This window comes from Allokutzneria multivorans, from assembly GCF_039537405.1.
Taxonomy (GTDB): Bacteria; Actinomycetota; Actinomycetes; order Mycobacteriales; family Pseudonocardiaceae; genus Allokutzneria; species Allokutzneria multivorans.
On record NZ_BAABAL010000019.1, the window covers coordinates 614,007 to 632,793 of the forward strand.

Genomic DNA, 18,787 nt, shown 5'->3' on the forward strand with positions numbered 1-18,787 from the left:
AGGTGGTGCGATGAACGGCTCTACTGGGGAGATCAAGCCCGACGCGGCACTGGGGCTCGAAGGCATACCGCACACGGGAGAGGGCGTCACCTCCGACGGGCACCTGATAGAGCCGCAGGCGGAGGACTTCCGCCACGCGCGCCAAGCGCCGGAGGACGCGGACTGGTTCAAGCGCGCGGTGTTCTACGAGGTGCTGGTGCGCGCGTTCGCGGACTCCAGCAGCGATGGCACCGGCGACCTTCGCGGGCTCGCGTCGCGGATGGACTACTTGCAGTGGCTCGGCGTGGACTGCCTGTGGCTGCCGCCGTTCTACGCGTCGCCCCTGCGCGACGGTGGGTACGACATCAGCGACTTCCGCGCCGTGCTGCCGGACTTCGGCACGGTGGACGACTTCGTCTACGTGCTCGACGAAGCGCACCGGCGCGGTATTCGCGTCATCACCGACCTGGTGCTCAACCACACCTCGGACGCGCACCCGTGGTTCCAGGCCTCGCGCAGCGATCCCGATGGCCCGTACGGCGACTTCTACGTGTGGAGCGACAGCGACCAGGGCTACCCGGACGCGCGCATCATCTTCGTGGACACCGAGACGTCGAACTGGACCTACGACCCGGTGCGCGGGCAGTTCTACTGGCACCGCTTCTTCTCCCACCAGCCGGACCTCAACTACGAGAACCCCGAGGTCCAGGAAGCCATGCTGGACGTGCTCCGGTTCTGGCTGGACCTGGGCATCGACGGGTTCCGGCTGGACGCGGTGCCGTACCTCTTCGAGGAGGAGGGCACCAACTGCGAGAACCTGCCGCGCACGCACGAGTTCCTCAAGAAGTGCCGCAAGGTCGTCGACGACGAGTTCCCCGGTCGCGTGCTGCTGGCCGAGGCGAACCAGTGGCCCTCTGACGTCGTCGCCTACTTCGGCGACGAGAAGGTCGGCGGCGACGAGTGCCACATGGCCTTCCACTTCCCGTTGATGCCGCGCATCTTCATGGCCGTCCGGCGGGAGAACCGCTTCCCCATCTCGGAGATCCTGGCGCAGACGCCCGCGATCCCCGACGGCTGCCAGTGGGGCATCTTCCTGCGCAACCACGACGAGCTCACGTTGGAGATGGTCACCGACGACGAGCGCGACTACATGTACGCGGAGTACGCCAAGGACCCGCGGATGAAGGCCAACATCGGCATCCGCAGGCGCCTGGCTCCGCTGCTGGAGAACGACCGCAACCAGCAGGAGCTGTTCAACGCGATGCTGCTGTCGCTGCCGGGCTCACCGGTGCTGTACTACGGCGACGAGATCGGCATGGGCGACAACATCTGGCTCGGTGACCGCGACGGTGTGCGCACGCCGATGCAGTGGACTCCGGACCGCAACGCGGGTTTCTCCACCTGCGACCCGAACCGGATCTACCTGCCGGTGAACGCCGACCCGGTGTACGGCTACCAGGCCGTCAACGTCGAGGCGCACCTGAACAACAACTCCTCGCTGCTGCACTGGACGCGCAGGATGATCGAGGTGCGCAAGCAGCACCCGGCGTTCGGTCTCGGCGACTTCACCGAACTGGGCTCGTCGAACCCGAGCATCCTGGCCTACATCCGCACGTACTCCGCGAACGAGGACGACAACGACAGCAGTGACGTTGTCGTGTGCGTCAACAACCTCTCGCGGTTCCCGCAGCCGGTGGAGCTGCACCTCGGCGAGTTCGAGGGCTGCGTGCCGGTCGAGCTGACCGGCGGCGTGCGCTTCCCCGCGATCGGCGAACTGCCGTACCTGCTGACGTTGCCGGGCCACGGTTTCTACTGGTTCCAGCTGACACCCGCCACCGACGAGGGAGAGGCTCCGTGACCTCCTCACCGACCGAGGTGATCACCGAACTCGCCGACGCGCTGAAGGAGTGGCTGCCGACGCAGCGCTGGTTCGCCGGGAAGGACAGGGCCGTCGAGTCCGTCACTCCCGTGCAAGCCGTGTCCCTTGTGGACGGTGATCCGGCGCTCGTGCACTCCGTCATCGAAGTGCGCCAGAACGGCAGTTCGGACCGCTACCAGCTGTTGATCGGACTGCGCTCCGAGCTGCCGGACCACCTCGGGCACGCCTGGATCGGTACGCGTGCGCAGCTCGCCTGCTACGACGCCACGCAGGACACCGAGCTGACCGGCTTACTGCTCGACCTCATCGCGCGCGGTGAGTCCCTCGCGGGCCTGGACTTCCAGCACGAGCCGGGCGCGGAGCTGGAGAGCGGGCTCAAGAGCAGGCCGGTCGGCGCGGAGCAGTCCAACACCTCGCTGGTCTACGGGCACCACTACATCCTCAAGCTCTTCCGCAAGCTCGTGACGGGCACCAACCCCGACCTGACGCTGCACCGCGCGCTGCGGGCGCAGCAGTGCGAACACATCGCGGAGCCGCTCGGCGCCATCCAAGGCTCCGTCGCCGGTGAGGACGTCACTTTCGGGATGCTGCAACGCTTCCTGCCCGACGCCGCGGACGGCTGGGCGATGGCGACCGCGAGCGTGCGCGACCTGATGGCCGAGGGCGAGAAGCACCCGGAGGAGGTCGGCGGCGACTTCGCCGGCGAGGCGCGCAGGCTCGGCCAAGCCGTCGCCGAGGTGCACGCCGACCTCGCGGACGCGCTCGGCAGCGGTTCCGAGGGCCGTGAGCTGTTGGAGACCACGGTGGACGCCATGCAGCGCCGCCTGGACACCGTCCTCGCGGCCGTTCCCGAGCTGGGCGCGCACGAGCAGGGGCTGCGGGCTGCCTTCGAAGACGCTCGCGGGCTAACCGACCCCATTGCGGTGCAACACATCCACGGCGATCTTCACCTGGGCCAGGTCCTGCGGACCGTGCTCGGGTGGGTGCTGATCGACTTCGAGGGCGAGCCCGCCGCGCCCGCCGCCGAACGGCTCTCGCTGCGCTCACCGCTTCGGGACGTCGCGGGGATGCTGCGCTCGTTCGACTACGCGGCGCACCAGTTGCTCGTGGGGTACCCGGGTGGCTCCGAGGACCAGCTCACCGAGCGGGCACTGGAGTGGGCTCGGCGCAACCGCGACGCCTTCTGTGCCGGATACGCCGAGAAGGCCGCGGACCCGCGCGAGCACGCCGTGCTGCTACGGGCGCTGGAGCTGGACAAGGCGGTGTACGAGGTCGCTTATGAGCACGGGAACCGCCCGGAGTGGCTCGCAGTGCCGCTGTCGTCGATCGCGCGCATCACCGGCTCATGACACCGATGCTCGGCCGGGCGCCACACGCGCCCGGCCGACACGGGATCACCGGCTCAACACAGGTCGATGCGCTTGTAGTCGGCAGTCCTGGCAATCTTGAAGCCACGCGAGTCATCTCCGGGCTTCAGCGTCAGGCACGGGCCAACAGCACTGCTGAACACAGCGAACGCCTTATAAGTCTTCGACTTGCAGGTGCTGTGCAGGTGGTAGGTCTGAGTGATCCAGCCGACCGGCTCCGCAGTGATGGAGATGCACGACGGTGCCTTCGCGGCGAGCGCCGTCCCGGTGGTGAGCACGGGGACGACCGCTGCGGCTCCGACAACGGCCGCGGTGACAGCGGCGCGCCGCATCAGGGAAGTCATCTACGAGTTCCTTTCTTCGTGCGTGGTGCGGTACCGCCCCACCCTCTCCCGAGCACCAAGATCAACGCTGACTTTTCGGCCCTGGCCGATGACCGGTGCCGCTCTAAGATGTCCGTGCACCCACGGCACTCCTGATTACGACTCCTAGCGAACGGGAAGCCCGTAGACGTGACCATGCCCGACGCAAGCGCACCCAGCGCGGACGAGATCAACCGGCTACTCGGCGGGGCACACCACGACCCCCACTCGGTGCTCGGCGCACACGCGCACCACAAGGGCACCGCGGTCCGCGTACTGCGTCCGCACGCCGACGAGGTCTTCGTGATCGTCGACGGGGAGAAGCACCGCCTTAATAGGGTGCATCACGGCGGGCTGTTCTCGGGTCTCGTCGACGCGCCGCCCGGGGACTACCAGTTGCACGTGCGCTACGGCGAGCACGTGGACATCTCCGACGACCCGTTCCGCTGGCTGCCGACGCTGGGCGAACTCGACCTGCACCTGATCGGCGAAGGCCGTCACGAGCGGCTGTGGGAAGTGCTCGGTGCGCGCCCGCACAGCTACGACACCCCGAGCGGCACAGTCGCCGGAACGTCCTTCGCGGTGTGGGCGCCGAGCGCGCAGGGCGTGCGCGTGTGCGGCGACTTCGACGGGTGGAGCGGCGTCGCGACACCGATGCGCTCGCTCGGCTCCTCCGGTGTGTGGGAGATCTTCCTGCCCGGAGTGCTCGCGGGCACCAGGTACAAGTTCCGCATCCTCGGCAAGGACGGCAACTGGCACGAGAAGGCCGACCCGATGGCCTTCGCCACCGAAGTGCCACCGCAGACCGCCTCCGTCGTCACGGAGTCCAACCACGAGTGGAGCGACTCGGAGTGGCTCGCCGAGCGTGACGTCACCGACTGGTCGAGCGCGCCGATGAGCGTCTACGAGGTGCACCTCGGCTCGTGGCGGCCCGGTCTCGGCTACCGGGAGCTGGCCGAGCAGCTGGCGAACTACGTCACCGAGACCGGCTTCACCCACGTCGAGCTGCTGCCCGTCGCTGAGCACCCCTTCGGCGGTTCCTGGGGCTACCAGGTCACCTCCTACTACGCGCCGACCGCGCGCTTCGGCTCCCCCGACGACTTCCGCTACTTCGTCGACCACCTGCACTCGCGCGGCATCGGCGTGATCGTGGACTGGGTGCCCGCGCACTTCCCCAAGGACTCGTGGGCGCTCGCGCGCTTCGACGGCACACCGCTGTACGAGCACGCCGACCCGCGCCGCGGCGAGCAGCCGGACTGGGGCACGCTCGTGTTCGACTTCGGGCGCAGCGAGGTCCGCAACTTCCTCGTCGCCAACGCGCTGTACTGGCTGGAAGAGTTCCACGTGGACGGACTGCGCGTGGACGCGGTCGCCTCGATGCTCTACCTCGACTACTCGCGCAACGAGGGTGAGTGGCTGCCCAACGTGCACGGTGGGCGCGAGAACCTCGACGCGGTGCGGTTCCTCCAGGAGCTCAACGCGACCGTCTACAAGAGACACCCCGGCGTGATGATGATCGCCGAGGAGTCCACGGCGTGGCCCGGCGTCACGCGGCCGACGCACCTCGGCGGCCTCGGTTTCGGTTTCAAGTGGAACATGGGCTGGATGCACGACGCGCTGCACTACCTCGCGCGCGAGCCGATCCACCGCTCCTACCACCACAACGAGATGACCTTCTCGCTGATGTACGCGTGGAGCGAGAACTACACGCTGCCCCTGTCGCACGACGAGGTGGTGCACGGCAAGGGCTCGCTGTGGGGCCGGATGCCGGGTGACGACTGGAACAAGGCCGCGAGCCTGCGCGCGCTGCTCGCCTACATGTGGGCCCACCCCGGTAAGAAGCTGCTGTTCATGGGCGGGGAGTTCGGCCAGGTCCAGGAGTGGGCCGAGTCCCGTTCGCTGGACTGGCACCTGCTCGGCGAACGGCTGCACGGCGGGATCGCCTCGCTCACGGGCGACCTCAACGCCTTCTACCGCTCCGCGCCCGCGATGTACGCGAAGGACACCTCGCCAGAGGGCTTCTCGTGGATCGACGCCAACGACTCCGGCGGCAACGTGCTCAGCTTCGTCCGGCTCGCCGACGGCGCCGAGCCCGTGGTGTGCGTCGCCAACTTCTCCGGCGGCCCGCACCTCAACTACCGCGTCGGCCTGCCCCAGGGCGGTGTGTGGCGCGAGGCGGTCAACACCGACGCCGAGAACTACGGCGGTTCCGGTGTCGGCAACCTCGGCTCCGTGCGCGCGGAGGCCAAGCCGTGGCACGGCCGCACCCACTCCGCCGTGCTCCAGCTCCCGCCGTCCGGTGTGCTCCTGCTGACCCCCGACGTCCTCGCCGTCCCCGACACCCCGGACCTCGAAGCCGCGCCTGAGCTGTTGGAGAGCGGCGAGTAGATAATCCGCAACCTTGCACGTGCTGGCCTTCTGTTAAAGTTTAGACCCCTAAGCTTTAATGGCCGGGCTGACTGTGCAAGGTTAGAGCGGAGAGTTCAATGGCCACGTGGGTCCAGCGGCACTGGGACCCGTCCTTCGACGCGCCCTCCAGGGCTGACCGGCGGGGCGGCCGGTACCTCGCGTACCTGCCTGACCGGCTGTCCAGTCGCCCCCTGATCCTCTCCTCGGAACTCGCGGGGCGGGCGCTCGTCGTCGAGGCGGCCGTCCGCGATCTCGCGGGCACGGCGGGGGCCAACGGCCTCGAAGGCCTGGCCAGGTTCTTGCTGAGGTCGGAGGCGATCGCCTCTTCGAAGATCGAGGGTCTGCAGGTCTCATCTCAGCAGATCGCCCTCGCCGAGCTGGCGCAGAGCGATGAGACGATCACCAAGGGCTTCACCGCCACCGCCCAGCTCGTCGCCAACAACATCACCGCGCTGCGACAGGCCGCCTCGACACTGGCCACCGCTCCGACCGTGACGATCGAGGGGATCAACGGGCTGCACCGGGCCCTGCTTCCGGACGAGCGACACCGCGACCTGCGGACCGTGCAGAACTGGATCGGCGGCAGCGATTGGCACCCGGTCAACGCGCAGTTCGTGCCACCGCCGGAGACTCTGGTGACGGAGCTGATGGACGACCTCTGCGAGTACATCAACGGCGGCCTGCACGCACCCCTGGTCCAGGCCGCACTGGTGCACGCGCAGTTCGAGACGATCCACCCCTACGCCGACGGTAACGGCCGAGTCGGGCGAGCGCTGATCCACACGGTGCTGGTGCGGCGCGGGCTGACCACGTCGGCACTGCTCCCGATCAGCCTCGTCCTGCTGACGCGTTCCCAGGACTACCTGGCCGGGCTGACCGGCTACCGCCACGAGGGCGCGGCGGACCTGCCCGCCGCTCACCAGGCCGCGGCGGAGTGGCTGGCAATGTTCCTCGAAGCGACCGCTGTCGCCGTGGACCAGGCAAAGCAGTTCGCCGCGGAGGTCGCCGAACTCACGCACGAGTGGACCGCAAGACTGGCCAAGCACCGCGCGACGACCGGGGTGCGTGGAATGCCACGAGCTGACTCCGCCACCGCTCGGCTGCTCGCGCGACTGCCGGAGGTGCCCGTGCTGACGGCACGGACGGTGGAGCGTGCGCTCGGGGTGTCCTTTCCAGCCGCACGGACGGCTTTGGAGGAGCTGGCGGACGCGGGCGTGCTGCATCGCAAGAGCGTTGACAGGCAGACAACCGGGTACCAGGCAAGGGAAGTGCTCGATCTGCTCACCTTCGCCGAACGCAGACTCGCCAGCACCAAGTGGGACACGCGCCAGTCGAAGCCACAGCGGCACGTTCCGGCGAGACCGACCACCTGATGCGCTGGACTTGGCTGCGGCGCGTGCGGTGATGCGGAAGGGTGACCGGGTAGGCATGTTCGACGACAGCGCGTTCCGCCGTGCCCTGTGCGGGATCGGCGCGTTCTGCGTGCTCGTCGCCTGCACCACCGCGGTACCCGGGGAACCCGTGGCGCGCACGGGCATCACCAAGGAGAACGTGGACCCGGCCTTCGTCAACGGCACGGATCGCGGTGAGATCGACCAGCTCGCCGCGACGGTGGTCACGGACGTGCAGCAGTACTGGCGAGAGAACTTCGAGCCCACGTTCGGCAAGCCGTGGCAGCCGATCAACGGCTTCTACTCCGTTGACAGCAACGACCAAGTGGGAAAACCGCCGCCGTGCACCTCGCACACCAGCGAGCTCGAAGGCAACGCGCTGTACTGCGCGAGCGTGGACTCCGTGGTGTGGGACCGCGCCGCGTTGCTCCCCGTGCTGAACGCGAAGTACTCGGGCGCGGCAGTACTACTGGTGCTGGCACACGAGATCGGGCACGCGGTGCACCACCGCGCGGGCATCGGCGCGGAGGAACAGCGCAAGCAGCCGGAGCGCTATCCGACGATCCTCACAGAGGCTATGGCCGACTGCTTCGCCGGAGCGACCCTGCGCTGGGCAGTGGATGGCAAGGCGCCGCGACTGCGCGTAACGCAGTCCGATGTGGACAGTGCGATGGGCGTGCTCACGGTGCTGCGCGATCCGATCGACACGGTGGACGTCGACGAAGCGACGCACGGCAACGCCTTCGACCGCGCGTCCGCGTTGCAGGACGGGTACACGGAGGGACCACGGCGCTGCGCGGGCATGACCGTGCAGAACCGCAGGTTCACGATCAGCGAGAGCGCCGTGAGCAGGCCCGCGCGGACTTATCAGCAGTCAGTGGAGGCAATCAGCTCCGGCCTGGACGGGTGGTTCGGCGGACTGGTTCGGCGAAACAGCGGTCAGTGGAGCAAGCCGAACACCGGCCCAGGAGCGAGCTGCGGTGGCCAGGGGCCCGCGTCCTTCTGCGTCGCCGAGCACGCGATCCGGCTCGACGGCAAGGGTGAGCCGCAGCGGCTGCACGACCAGATCGGCGACTACGCGGTCGGCGCCCTGCTGGCGGCGAGGTACGGCCTGGCCGCTATGGCCGCGCTCGGTCGCGGAGTCGGCGGCGCCGGAGCCGGTCGCGACGCGCTCTGCCTCGCGGGCGCCTACACCGACGCGGCCTCGCGCGGGGCCGACGGCAGCGCGGCGCTCGCGCCCGGCGACTTGGACGAAGCCGTACAGGTGCTGCTGGGCTACGACTACGGCTCGCGCGATGTCGCGGGCGCGGGGATCGCCGCGGGCTTCGACCGCCTCTCGGCGTTCCGCTCCGGCGTACTCGGCGGGGCCAAGGCGTGCGGCATCGGCTGAGAAGGCCGGAGAATCAGTTTCAGTTTCACATTTCTCACCACGACTTTTCACGCACACCTAAAACACTCATCAAACAGTTCTTCTTCACATTGACGACAATTCTGGTGACATTTAATCTTTCATCACGAAGTCAACGTGAATCGATTCACTGACTTTCTCGGAAGAAATGGGACGACGATGAGCAAGGCAGTGCGAGCGCTGTTCGCCGCCGGTGCCGCCGTCGCGATCCTCGTGGGCGCCACCCCCAGCGCCCTCGCGGAGAACGACGTGGCGAGGTCAGGAAAGACCGATCAGTCCATGAACGGCCTCACGTGCGTCAACGAATGGTTCAACACCTACGGCGGCACGAAGTGCACGGGCGCCGCTGACCAGATGTGGCGCCTGCACGTGGCCTGTTCCACGCAGACCGACTACACCGGCGGCTGGCACACGGGTCCCGGCAGCGACGGGTTCGAGTGCAAGTTCCAGGTGCAGACCACCAGCGTGGAGTTCCAGTAGTTCCTCACAATTCTCCGGAGAGCTGACTCCGGACCCCGGCGGGGTGGATTCCGTGCTGTGCAGGGCGGCATGGAATCCACCCCGCTCCCCCTTCGCGAGGAGCGAGCACCCCCGAGTCGGCGAGTACGCGGCCGGCGCCGCCCATCGGGCGGGTACGGTTTGGCGGCGTCGGCCGCGTTCGGCCGAATCCGCGGGTGGGCGAAGGAGTACGCACGTGCTGATGGGGGCGGCTCGACGGAGAGCGGTGCGGGTCACGACACTGCTGGCGGCACTGCTGCTGGCAGCCGGCTGCACAACGGTGATCAGGGGCGAGGCCAAGCGCGTCGGCGCGGTCGTCGACCCCGGCAGCGCTGCCGGGCTGAAGGTCACCGAGGGCGCGAGCGGCCCCCGTTCGGGGGTGGCCGACGCCCAGGTCTCCGTGGAGAACGCCGACGACGGCACCATGGACCGACTGGCCGGCAATGCCGTCACCGACGTGCAGAGGTACTGGGTCGAGCAGTTTCCGCTGACCTTCGGCAAGCCCTACGAACCGCTGCGCAGGCTCGCGTCCTGGGACTCCGGCGGCAAGAACGTGGTGCTGTGCAAGAGCAACACCGCCGGCGTGGAGAACGCGTTCTTCTGCCCGTCCGAGGACCTCATCGCGTGGGACCGCGGCGGCCTGCTGCCGATGCTGAACACCAACTACGGCCCGATGGCCGTGGTCGCCGTGCTCGCGCACGAGGTCGGCCACGCCGTCGGTCACCGCAGCGGGGTCACCAAGCCCGGCATGCCGACGATCATCGCCGAGCAGCAGGCCGACTGCTTCACCGGCGCGTTCTTCCGGCACGTCGCCGAGGGCAAGGCCGAGCACTTCGAGGTCTCCACCGGCGAGGGCCTGAGCAAGGTGCTCGGCGCCATGTTCGCGCTGCGCGACCAGGTCGGCGCCTCCTTCACCAAGCGCGGCGCGCACGGCAACGCCTTCGACCGGGTCACCGCGTTCCAGTTCGGCTTCGGCCAGGGCCCCAAGCGCTGCGCGGCCATGGACGCCAAGGACATCAACGCGCGGGTCACCGAGTACACCTTCGCCAAGCAGGACGACACCAAGGGCAACCTCCCGGTCAACGAGCAGACCGTGAAGGCGATCGTGGAGAACCTCCAGGCGGTCCACAAGGACACCGGAGCCGCTCCGCCCGAGGTCACCTTCGGCGGTTCCTGCGCGGCGGCGGGAGCGACGGCGACCTACTGCGAGAGCAGCAACACCGTCGCGCTCGACATGGAACGACTGGCCCAGCTCGGCAAGGCGCCCGCGAAGCAGGAACGCGCTCGCGCGATCGGCGACTTCGCGGCGTTCGGCGAGATCGCCTCGCGCTACGTGCTCTCCGTGCAGAAGGCCGTCGGGATGAAGCTGACCGGCGAGGTGGCCGGGCTGCGCACCGCGTGCATGGTCGGCAACTGGGCGGGCAGCCTGTTGCAGCGCCCGATCGGCGGCCGCAACCCCGTCGGAACGCTGCGGATCTCCCCCGGCGACCTCGACGAGGCGGTCACCCAGCTGCTCACCGAGAACACCGGGATGGCGGCCGACGTCAACGGGAAGGGCGTGCCGTCCGGCTTCGCGCGGGTCGAGGCCTTCCACGTCGGCTTCCTCGACGGCATCTCCGCCTGCACCGAGGACTTCCGCTAGCGGGGGCCGGGCGCACCGGCCCCCGCTGTCAGGACCGTCAGAACAGCGCGCTGGCCAGGTTGCGGCGCGCCAGCATGACCCGCTGGTCGTCGGCGGGGAAGAGCTCGAAGAGTCCGACGAGGTGCTGGCGAACGCGGTCGCGGTCCTCGGCCGCGGTGCGGCGCACGGTCTCGACCAGCCGTGCGAACGCCTCGTCGACCCGCTGCTCGGCGATCTCCGCGTCGGCGGCGGTGAGCTGGGCGTCGACGTCGTCGGGGTTCGCGTCCGCCTTGGCGACCGCGCCGGAGTCGGCCTGCTCGGCGCGCGCGGTGAAGCGCACCTGCGCGAGCGCGGCCTTGGCGTCCTCGTTCGCGGGCTCGGCGGAGAGGATCTGCTCGTAGGCGGCCTCGGCGGCGGCGTAGTCGCCCCGCTCGAAGGCGTCCTCGGCCTCGGTGAAGCGGGGGTCCTCCGGCTGCTCGGCCTCGGCGGCACCACCGGCGGCGGCGCGCTCCTCCGCGGCCTTGATGCCGGGGAGGCGATCGCGCAGGGCTTGGATCAGCGAGTCGATCCACTGGCGCAGCTGCGGCTCCGGCTGCAGACCGGGGATGCCGTCCAGCACCTGACCGCCCGCGATGGCCACGGTCATCGGCACCGACTGCACGCCGAAGGCCTGCGCGATGCGCGGGTTGGCGTCGATGTCGACGCTGGCGAGGATCCAGGTCCCGTTGCTCTCCGAGGAGAGGCGCTGCAGGACCGGGGACAGCTGCTGGCTCTCCTCGCTCCAGCTCGCGCGCAGGTCCACGATGACCGGCACCTGCAGGGAACGCTCGAGCACGTCCTGCTGGAAGGTCGCCTCGCTGACCTCGACGACCCACTCACCGGAGGCGGCGGGCGCGGAGCCGGGCGTCGCGGCTGTCGCGGCGGCGGGACGGCTCTGCTGGCGGGAGGTGGCCTCCGCCCGCGCCTTGACCGCCGAGAGGTCCACGGCGCCGGCGAGCGCGGCGGAGAGGGCGGCGTTCTGACGTCGATCTGGCCTTGTCACGTCCTCCATCCTGACACGCCGCCGACAGTGCCGGGGACCCAGCACCCGGCCCCGACCCACGCGCGCGAAGACGGGCAGATCCACCCCGCGACCACCAGCGCGTCGGCCCGCAACCGGCGCAGCGGGCGGTTGTGCACGGGCTCGTGGTGCGCGATCCGGTTCCGCAGCTCGTGCAGCCCCGCGAGCTTGTCGTGCACGTCCTTGCGCATGCCGGTCAGATGAGGAAACGCGCCGCGAAGGCACGGCAGCCACAGCGTCCTCTCGTACCTCGCGGCGAGCAGGTACCGCCAGAACCCGAAGGACAGCTCGGTGACCACGCGGCCAGGAGTGTCCACGTGCCCGTTCCTCACGAGCCTCTCCCGCGCGGTGATGACGTCCTTGCGCGCCTTCTCGGTCAACAACCCCGCGAGGGGGACGTACCAGTCAGCTCGGCCGCTCCAGTCCTGGAGTGCGGCGTGCACGGTGTTGCGCACCAACACCTCGACGTGCCCGAGCGTCCGCCAGAAGGCCGCGCCGATCCGGGAGTTCTGCTCGTAGAGCGCGAGTGCCGCATCGAGGTCTCCCCCGCACGCCGCCCGGTAGGGAGCGAGCCGCTCCGCCGACAACCGCTGTTCCAGCAGCGTGTTCAGCGCGGGGTTTGTCATCATCGGGCGACTCCGGTAGAGTGTGCGACGAAGACCCCGGTCGCCCCTATCCCTCGGGATATGCCGCCGGGGTTAAGTATTTTTCGGGGCGCTTCTCCGCCTTCGTCGGTCATTCCTGATTCGGCCATCGAGACTCCTTCGCGTGTCGTGTCCGATGTGGACACGACACGCTAGCGCCACCCCCTGACGTTCACTCCTGGGTGACGTTTTGCCATGGTGGCAAAGGAAAATCACGTCACCAAGTGCAGCGCCATCGGGTTGTCGCGGAAGGCCTCGTTGCCCGCGGACAGGGTGCGGGCGATCGGCGTGATCAGCTCGGCGAAGCGCAGCGTCGCGTCCTCACCGATCGCCAGCCACGGCAGGATCGCGCCGTCGTCGGTCCGCTCCTCGCACCACGCGCGCACCTGGCGCCCAGCCGCGGTGAGCTCACCGCCGTCGACAAGGCCGCGCTCGGTGAGCCGGTCGACCGCCTCCTGCCACTGCTGCTCGGTCCAGCGCCGGAAACCACGCATGGCCTCGCCGGTCATCTCGTGGTCGGCCGCGTAGATCACCAGCGCCTCGCACGGGTCGAGCCCCGCGGCGACCAGGGTGGCGATGTGCCCGTCTCCCCTGGACTCGCGCAGGATCGTGGTCGCGTGCCACAGCGCCAGGTGCGGCTGCTCCGGCCACGGCAGTGACGCGTTCGCGGCGGCGAGCGGACGACCGGTGATCGGGGCGGCGGTCGCGGCGGCGCGGCCCAGCTCGGCCAGCTCCGCCATCACCGAGCCGGACAGCACGTCTTCGCCGAGCAGGCGTCGCAGCGCGCCGTCGACCCCGGCGAGCCGCGTGGCCAGGAAGGTCTCCGCGTCGGCGAGCGCCCACGCGTCGGGAAGCGCCCTGTGCACCATCGTCGGCGGGAAGCTGTAGAACGTGGCGGTCACCAGCTCCGGGCTCGCCTCGCCGAAGGGCGCCGCGCGCTGGGCGAAGTAGCCCATCCAGCCGCCCCTGCAACCGAGGCCGTCCGCCGCCGCGCGCGACTCCGGGGTGAAGTACGTGACCACGTGGTAGTTCTCGAACAGCGGCCACAGCCTGCGCGCCGCCGCACGGCGCTCCTCAACGGTTCCGATGCTCAGCACACCCCGACCATCCCACCCACCGGGACGACGCGGGCAGTGGCTCCGGTCACATCTCGCGGAGGTGCTCCTCAACGCGCTCCACCTTCGCGGAGAGCTGCCCGGTGTAGCCCGGTCGGATGTCGGCCTTGAGCACCAGGCTCACCCTGGGCGCGTGCCGCTGCACCGCCTCGACGGCGCGGCGCACGACATCCATTACCTCGTCCCAGTTCTCTCCCTCGACGGTGGTGAACATCGAGCTGGTCTCGTTGGGCAGACCCGATTCGCGCACCACCCGCACCGCGTCGGCGACCGCCGCGCTGACGCCGTCGGACTCCCCACCGAGCGGGCTCACGCTGAAGGACACGAGCACGTCGACCTCCTCCTTTGACCGAACAATCCGCTACTGACCAGTACGGCGCTGCTAGCGTGGCTTTCCATGACAGGCCGATCTTTGCCGTTCGATCCCATCGAGCGCGCCGCCGAACTCTGGGCCGAGCGCGTAGGACCGGCCGAGACGATGGCCGCGGTCACCAGTGTGATGCGCGTCCAGCAGATCGTTCAGTCCGCTGTGGACGGAGCGCTGCGCCCGCACAAGCTGACCTTCGCCCGCTACGAGGCGCTGGTGCTGCTGACCTTCTCCCGCCAGGGCAGCCTGCCGATGCGGGTCATGGGCGAGCGGTTGCAGCTGCACCCGACCAGCGTGACCAACATCGTGGACCGGCTGGAGGCCGACGGGCTGGTGGTGCGCGCGCCGCACCCGACCGACCGGCGCACCACGCTGGTGGCGATCACCGACGACGGCCGGACCCGGATGAAGGCGGCGACCGAGGCGGTCACGGACGCGAACTTCGGCCTCGCGGGGCTCACCTCGCGGCAGACCGAGCAGCTGACCGAGCTGCTGTCCAAGGTGCGCAAGGCCACCGGCGACTTCGAGTCCTAGACCGTGACCGGCTCCATGCGGCCCGTGCGCGCGGCCCAGCGCTCGAACCACACCGTCGCGGCGGGCGGGATCGAGGCGATCAGCGCCCACACCAGGGTGCGGTTGTCCCAGCCGAGCGGCTTGCGCACGAGGAACGCCACGAGCACGTAGATCACGAAGAGCCCGCCGTGCACCGGCCCGAAGATCTTCACGCCGAGGTCGGTCACGTCGAGCACGTGCTCGAAGAGCATGCCGATGAGCAGCCCCACCCACGAGCACGCCTCCGCGATCGCGATGAGCCGGAACCTGCCTGCCGGAGTGGACAGCACGGGCGCTCCCTTGGGATCTGGACGAATCGACCAGACCAGTGTGGAGCGTGCCCCGGATCACCGACGGCCCGGGACGGTCCTAGGACCCACCACCCCGCCCCCGGCCACGCCAACGCGCTGAATGACTCATTGAGGTACTTGAGCGTCCTGAATGAGTCATTCAGGACGCTCAACGCACCGAACGCGGCATTGGGTGCGCGGTCAGGAACCGCAGGGCGAGGTGGGGAGGGCGGTGGCGCCGGTCCCCCATGCCGGCACCTGCTCGGTGAGCGCGTAGGTCAGGACCTGGCCGCGCGAGAGCTGGTCCCAGTCGACCCACACCTTGTCGTGCGGGCGGGCGCCGAGCCGTGCGGAGCCGATGAACTGGTTCTTCGCCGGGTCCACTCCGGGCGCGGCGATCACCAGCGGTCTGCCGTTCTCCAGCTGGATGCTGGCGAGGGGGAACCGGGGCTTGCTCAGCACGAGCTGACCGGTGCCGTTGACGGCCGGGTACATGCCGAGCGCGCTGAACACGTACCACGCGGACATGGTGCCGAGGTCGTCGTTGCCGGTGACCCCGTTGGGCGCGTTGGTGAACAGCGTCTGCGCGGCGCGCGTGACGGTCGAGGTCTTCCACGGCTGGCCGATGAGCGTGTACATCCACGGTGCGTGCAGGTCGGGCTCGTTGTTGGGGTTGTAGCGGAACTGGTTGTAGTACGCGTAGGGCCCGACGACCCACTCCTTGCGCACGGCCTCGGTGTGGTTGGCTAGGAGCTTGTCGTAGGCGAAGAAGGTGTCGAGCCGCTTGCCGGTCTCCTCCTTGCCGCCCATGGCTTTAAGCGCGCCGCTGACGTCCTGTTGCACGAGCCATTGGTATTGCCACGCGGTGCCCTCGTGGAAGCCATGGTCGGAAGTGGGCGTGTAGGGCTTGCCAGGATCGCTGTGCCACGCGCCGCCGAGCACCTTGGGACGCGGGAAGCCGGTGAAGCCGCGATCAGCGACCGTGGCGTCCCAAACGTTCCGCCAGGACTGACCACGCTGCCGCAGCGCTGTGGCTTCGGTGGACGCTCCGAGCGCACCGGCCATGATGGACAGCGAACAGTCGGCCAGTGCGTACTCCATGGTCGCGGAGCCGCCGTGGTGCTGGTCGATGTCCATGCCCTTCTTGGGCTTCTGCTTGTCGTACTCGACGAAGCCGTTCGCGAGGTAGTTCGGATTGCCCGCGCGCCCCTGGAACTGCGAAGCGGCGGGAGGGACACCGTTGGCGTTCTGCAGCAACGCGGCCAGCGCCTCGCGTTCCTTGCCCTTATAAGCGCCGAACCGCCACAGGTCGACCATGTAGGGCGTCACGGGGTCACCGGTCATGGTGTTCGTCTCGAAGCTCGCGTAGGCCCACCGTGGCAGCCAGCCGCCCTGTTGGTGCACGGCGAGCAGTGACTGCGCGATGTCCTTCGCGCGCGACGGCCAGAACATGGCCACGAGCTGGTTCTGCGTCCTATAGGTGTCCCACAGCGAGTAGTACTCGTAGTAGGTCCAACCACGCGCCATGTGAATCTTGTCGTCGAAGCCGCGGTAGCGACCGTCGTGGTCGTTGCCGGTCAACGGCTGCAACAGCACGTGGTAGAGCGCGGTGTAGAAGACCACGAGGTCGTCACGGCTCCCGCCACCGATGCGCACGCGAGACAGCTCGGCCCGCCACGCCTGCTCCGCGCGCGCACGAAGCTCATCGAAGCCCAATGGCCTGCCGTCGCGACGAAGTCCTTCGGCGGCGAGGTTCTTCCGCGCGCCCTCAATGTCCACATGAGACACAGCGGTGGTCGCGGTGACGGACTTTCCTTTAAGGGCACCGAAGTTGAGCCACGCACCACGGAGTCCGGCGCCACCGGAGGACTCACGGCTCCCGGGCTGGCCGCCCTGCGGGCTCCACGTGCCGAACCCGGAGAACGGCTGGTCGAAGGTGGTGGTGAACCACGTCGTGTACCTCCGGCCGCCGCAGAAGCTCAGCGTCTCGATGGAGCCTTCGAGAGTGCGGTCGCCGACGACCTTCACGGAGCTGGACGTGACGTTGTGCTTGTCGTTGGCCTGGCCCAGGTTCACGAACACGTTGGCGTTGCTGGCATCGGTGAAGGTGTAGCGCTCCGCGCCGGTGCGCGTGGACGCGGTCGTCTCCGCGTCGATGCCGCCATAACTGGTGAGCCTGGTCTTGTAGTAGCCAGCGGTGCCGACCTCGCCTGCGTGCGTGTACTGCGCGCCGTAGCGGTGATGGTCGAACGTCGCGGGCACGGTCGTGTCGAAGGAGTTCTGCGGGCCAGGTCCGACGGAGCCTGTGGTCGGCAGCACGGACAGGACGCCGCCCTGCTCCCAGCAGCCCGCGCCCGACAGGAAGAGGTGGCCGAAGCCGTGGATTTTCGGGTCGTCGTAGCGCCAACCGGAGTAATGCGAACCGATCGGGCTGATCTGCGTCTTGCCGAATGGCATGGAGGCGCCGGGGAAAGTGTTGCCATCGTCCTTGGAACCGATGAACGTGTTCACCAGACCGACCGGATCCGACACGAGAGCAGGCGCTGGAGCGGCGCTCGCGACAGGGACAACGGACGAGGTCAGCACGGCTGCCGCGGCGAACGCGGCCAGTGCTCGCCCTGGACGAGAGAATCGGAGCGCGGACATGCGGCAGCCTCCCCGAGCTGACAACCGAGCTGACAACGTTGTCACATTCACGCTCACGCTAAGTCGGCCCCACAAAGCGGTCAACAGCGCCAAGAAGACAGATCACAGGACAATTTCACTTCGGCATTACCGCACGCGCCCGGCTGGTCCGATCGTGGCGTCACGAGGCCCCACACGCCCGGCGCGGTCACGCGATCCCTACTGTTGGTAGTGCTCGCAACGCGCTTCAACAGGGAGATCCGATGTCGGTTGTGAAGGAGCGGCGCCGGACGAACCGGCGCAACCGCGTGGTGGGCACGGGGCTGGTGATCGTGCTGTTCTACGCCACGCTCGCGTTCCTGTTCTCCAGAGGCAAGTAAGCGCTCGGTGTGCGGCCGGTGAGGCTGCGCACCTCGCGCGAGAGGTGGGCCTGGTCGGCGAATCCCGCCGCGACGGCCAGTTCGGCCAGCCCACCCCGAGTTTCCATGCGCAGCGTCCGTTGCAGCCGAAGGACGCGGTGCAGCGCCTTCGGGCCGTAGCCCACCGCCGCGACCACGCGCCGCCGCAGTTGTCGATCGGTGATACCGAGGTCAAGCTCCGCCAGCGAGGCCGCCCCCGCGTCGAACTCCGCCACGAGCGCGTGGACCAGCGGATCGACCTCGCCGAAGCGCGGCAGCCGCTCGCACAGCGCCCGCTCCAGGGCCGGACCGACGGGACCGGTCGAAGCTTCGTCGAGCAGGCGATCAGCGCTCGATCCCCACAACTGCGCCAGGTCCGTCGTGGTGTCCTGGAGTTCGTGCGGCGCGATGTCGCCGAGCAGCAGTCGGGCCGCCCCGGGACGCAGCCGCACGGCCACCATCCGACTGCCGGGGGAGGCGTCCACGTCGCGCCACCGCGTGTCCGGGCCGACCACGCGCAGCCCACCGTCCGCCCAGAGCAGATCGACGCACCCGTCGGGGATCACGCGCTGGCTGTGGCGCGCGCCGGCGACCCGGCTGCCCCACAGGCACCGGACGTGCTCGGCGAGCTCCGGCGACGGCGCCCACTCGCGATAGTCCGACGACACGTGACCACGGTAACGCGCCTGACCGACATCCGTTAATGATTCACCAGATCGCGGACGCGCGAGTGGGATTCCCCAATTGACAGTGAAAGTTGCACGCGCACAAAAAAGGCGCCCACGCGGGGCGCCGGAGGCAATGAGGTGCGGGTCGGGCCGA

At 69.0% G+C, this 18,787-nt stretch carries 16 protein-coding genes; 8 read left to right on the forward strand and 8 right to left on the reverse strand.

Annotated elements, in window-relative coordinates; all coding sequences use genetic code 11:
- The first annotated feature begins 10 nt into the window (after positions 1 to 10).
- Together treS and ABD798_RS30895 are read left to right on the forward strand one after the other, a co-directional pair.
- Positions 11 to 1,837, forward strand: a complete 1,827-nt coding sequence (gene treS / locus ABD798_RS30890; RefSeq protein WP_344882657.1) for a maltose alpha-D-glucosyltransferase — start codon at positions 11 to 13, stop codon at positions 1,835 to 1,837.
- Positions 1,834 to 3,207 carry a maltokinase N-terminal cap-like domain-containing protein gene (locus ABD798_RS30895; RefSeq protein ID WP_344882660.1) on the forward strand — a complete coding sequence of 458 codons (1,374 nt, stop codon included), beginning with the start codon at positions 1,834 to 1,836 and terminating at the stop codon, positions 3,205 to 3,207. The genes treS and ABD798_RS30895 overlap by 4 nt, the downstream gene beginning before the upstream one ends.
- A 53-nt stretch (positions 3,208 to 3,260) precedes the next feature.
- On the opposite strand, the gene ABD798_RS30900 is transcribed toward ABD798_RS30895, so the two are convergent.
- Positions 3,261 to 3,569 carry a hypothetical protein gene (locus ABD798_RS30900; protein WP_344882663.1) on the reverse strand — a complete coding sequence of 103 codons (309 nt, stop codon included), beginning with the start codon at positions 3,567 to 3,569 and terminating at the stop codon, positions 3,261 to 3,263.
- Positions 3,570 to 3,743: 174 nt separating this feature from the next.
- Here ABD798_RS30900 and glgB point away from each other — a divergent pair, with 174 nt between their 5' ends.
- The 5 genes from glgB (at position 3,744) to ABD798_RS30925 (ending at position 10,935) form a co-directional block, all read left to right on the forward strand.
- Positions 3,744 to 5,975, forward strand: a complete 2,232-nt coding sequence (glgB, locus tag ABD798_RS30905; protein WP_344882666.1) for a 1,4-alpha-glucan branching protein GlgB — start codon at positions 3,744 to 3,746, stop codon at positions 5,973 to 5,975.
- Between the two features lie 98 nt (positions 5,976 to 6,073).
- On the forward strand, positions 6,074 to 7,369 hold the full coding sequence (locus tag ABD798_RS30910) for a Fic family protein (RefSeq protein ID WP_344882669.1): 1,296 nt from the start codon (positions 6,074 to 6,076) through the stop codon (positions 7,367 to 7,369).
- Between the two features lie 55 nt (positions 7,370 to 7,424).
- Positions 7,425 to 8,777, forward strand: coding sequence for a neutral zinc metallopeptidase (locus tag ABD798_RS30915; protein ID WP_344882672.1), 1,353 nt, complete (start codon positions 7,425 to 7,427; stop codon positions 8,775 to 8,777).
- Positions 8,778 to 8,954: 177 nt separating this feature from the next.
- Complete coding sequence (locus tag ABD798_RS30920) at positions 8,955 to 9,275, forward strand: hypothetical protein (RefSeq protein WP_344882675.1); 321 nt, start codon at positions 8,955 to 8,957, stop codon at positions 9,273 to 9,275.
- 244 nt (positions 9,276 to 9,519) lie between these two features.
- Positions 9,520 to 10,935: a neutral zinc metallopeptidase gene (locus ABD798_RS30925; protein WP_344882678.1), complete on the forward strand. Its 1,416-nt coding sequence runs from the start codon at positions 9,520 to 9,522 to the stop codon at positions 10,933 to 10,935.
- Positions 10,936 to 10,972: 37 nt separating this feature from the next.
- Here the strand turns inward: ABD798_RS30925 and ABD798_RS30930 are convergent, their stop codons facing one another.
- The 4 genes from ABD798_RS30930 to ABD798_RS30945 all read right to left on the reverse strand — a co-directional run bounded on the left by ABD798_RS30930 (position 10,973) and on the right by ABD798_RS30945 (position 14,064).
- Positions 10,973 to 11,956 carry a tetratricopeptide repeat protein gene (locus tag ABD798_RS30930; protein ID WP_425549300.1) on the reverse strand — a complete coding sequence of 328 codons (984 nt, stop codon included), beginning with the start codon at positions 11,954 to 11,956 and terminating at the stop codon, positions 10,973 to 10,975.
- On the reverse strand, positions 11,953 to 12,603 hold the full coding sequence (locus tag ABD798_RS30935; RefSeq protein WP_344882684.1) for an Abi family protein: 651 nt from the start codon (positions 12,601 to 12,603) through the stop codon (positions 11,953 to 11,955). The genes ABD798_RS30930 and ABD798_RS30935 overlap by 4 nt, the downstream gene beginning before the upstream one ends.
- Positions 12,604 to 12,830: 227 nt before the next feature.
- Positions 12,831 to 13,715, reverse strand: coding sequence for an SCO6745 family protein (locus tag ABD798_RS30940; protein ID WP_344882687.1), 885 nt, complete (start codon positions 13,713 to 13,715; stop codon positions 12,831 to 12,833).
- 46 nt (positions 13,716 to 13,761) lie between these two features.
- Positions 13,762 to 14,064 (reverse strand): MTH1187 family thiamine-binding protein, encoded by a 303-nt coding sequence (locus ABD798_RS30945; RefSeq protein WP_344882690.1) that lies wholly within the window; start codon positions 14,062 to 14,064, stop codon positions 13,762 to 13,764.
- Positions 14,065 to 14,130: 66 nt separating this feature from the next.
- Here ABD798_RS30945 and ABD798_RS30950 point away from each other — a divergent pair, with 66 nt between their 5' ends.
- Positions 14,131 to 14,634, forward strand: coding sequence for a MarR family winged helix-turn-helix transcriptional regulator (locus ABD798_RS30950; protein WP_344882693.1), 504 nt, complete (start codon positions 14,131 to 14,133; stop codon positions 14,632 to 14,634).
- Here ABD798_RS30950 and ABD798_RS30955 read toward each other — a convergent pair.
- From ABD798_RS30955 to ABD798_RS30965, 3 genes are all read right to left on the reverse strand, one after another.
- Positions 14,631 to 14,942, reverse strand: a complete 312-nt coding sequence (locus tag ABD798_RS30955) for a DUF3817 domain-containing protein (RefSeq protein ID WP_344882696.1) — start codon at positions 14,940 to 14,942, stop codon at positions 14,631 to 14,633. The genes ABD798_RS30950 and ABD798_RS30955 overlap by 4 nt on opposite strands.
- A 201-nt stretch (positions 14,943 to 15,143) precedes the next feature.
- Complete coding sequence (locus tag ABD798_RS30960) at positions 15,144 to 17,588, reverse strand: GH92 family glycosyl hydrolase (protein ID WP_344882699.1); 2,445 nt, start codon at positions 17,586 to 17,588, stop codon at positions 15,144 to 15,146.
- A 319-nt stretch (positions 17,589 to 17,907) separates the two neighbouring features.
- Positions 17,908 to 18,633, reverse strand: coding sequence for an AraC family transcriptional regulator (locus tag ABD798_RS30965; RefSeq protein ID WP_344882702.1), 726 nt, complete (start codon positions 18,631 to 18,633; stop codon positions 17,908 to 17,910).
- Positions 18,634 to 18,787: the final 154 nt, after the last annotated feature.

Excerpts from the sequence above, each read along its gene's own strand:
- treS (WP_344882657.1), top strand. The coding sequence starts at position 11 with ATGAACGGCTCTACTGGGGAGATCAAGCCCGACGCGGCACTGGGGCTC.
- ABD798_RS30900 (WP_344882663.1), bottom strand. The coding sequence starts at position 3,569 with ATGACTTCCCTGATGCGGCGCGCCGCTGTCACCGCGGCCGTTGTCGGA.
- glgB (WP_344882666.1), top strand. The coding sequence starts at position 3,744 with ATGCCCGACGCAAGCGCACCCAGCGCGGACGAGATCAACCGGCTACTC.
- ABD798_RS30910 (WP_344882669.1), top strand. The coding sequence starts at position 6,074 with ATGGCCACGTGGGTCCAGCGGCACTGGGACCCGTCCTTCGACGCGCCC.
- ABD798_RS30915 (WP_344882672.1), top strand. The coding sequence starts at position 7,425 with ATGTTCGACGACAGCGCGTTCCGCCGTGCCCTGTGCGGGATCGGCGCG.
- ABD798_RS30920 (WP_344882675.1), top strand. The coding sequence starts at position 8,955 with ATGAGCAAGGCAGTGCGAGCGCTGTTCGCCGCCGGTGCCGCCGTCGCG.
- ABD798_RS30935 (WP_344882684.1), bottom strand. The coding sequence starts at position 12,603 with ATGATGACAAACCCCGCGCTGAACACGCTGCTGGAACAGCGGTTGTCG.
- ABD798_RS30950 (WP_344882693.1), top strand. The coding sequence starts at position 14,131 with ATGACAGGCCGATCTTTGCCGTTCGATCCCATCGAGCGCGCCGCCGAA.
- ABD798_RS30960 (WP_344882699.1), bottom strand. The coding sequence starts at position 17,588 with ATGTCCGCGCTCCGATTCTCTCGTCCAGGGCGAGCACTGGCCGCGTTC.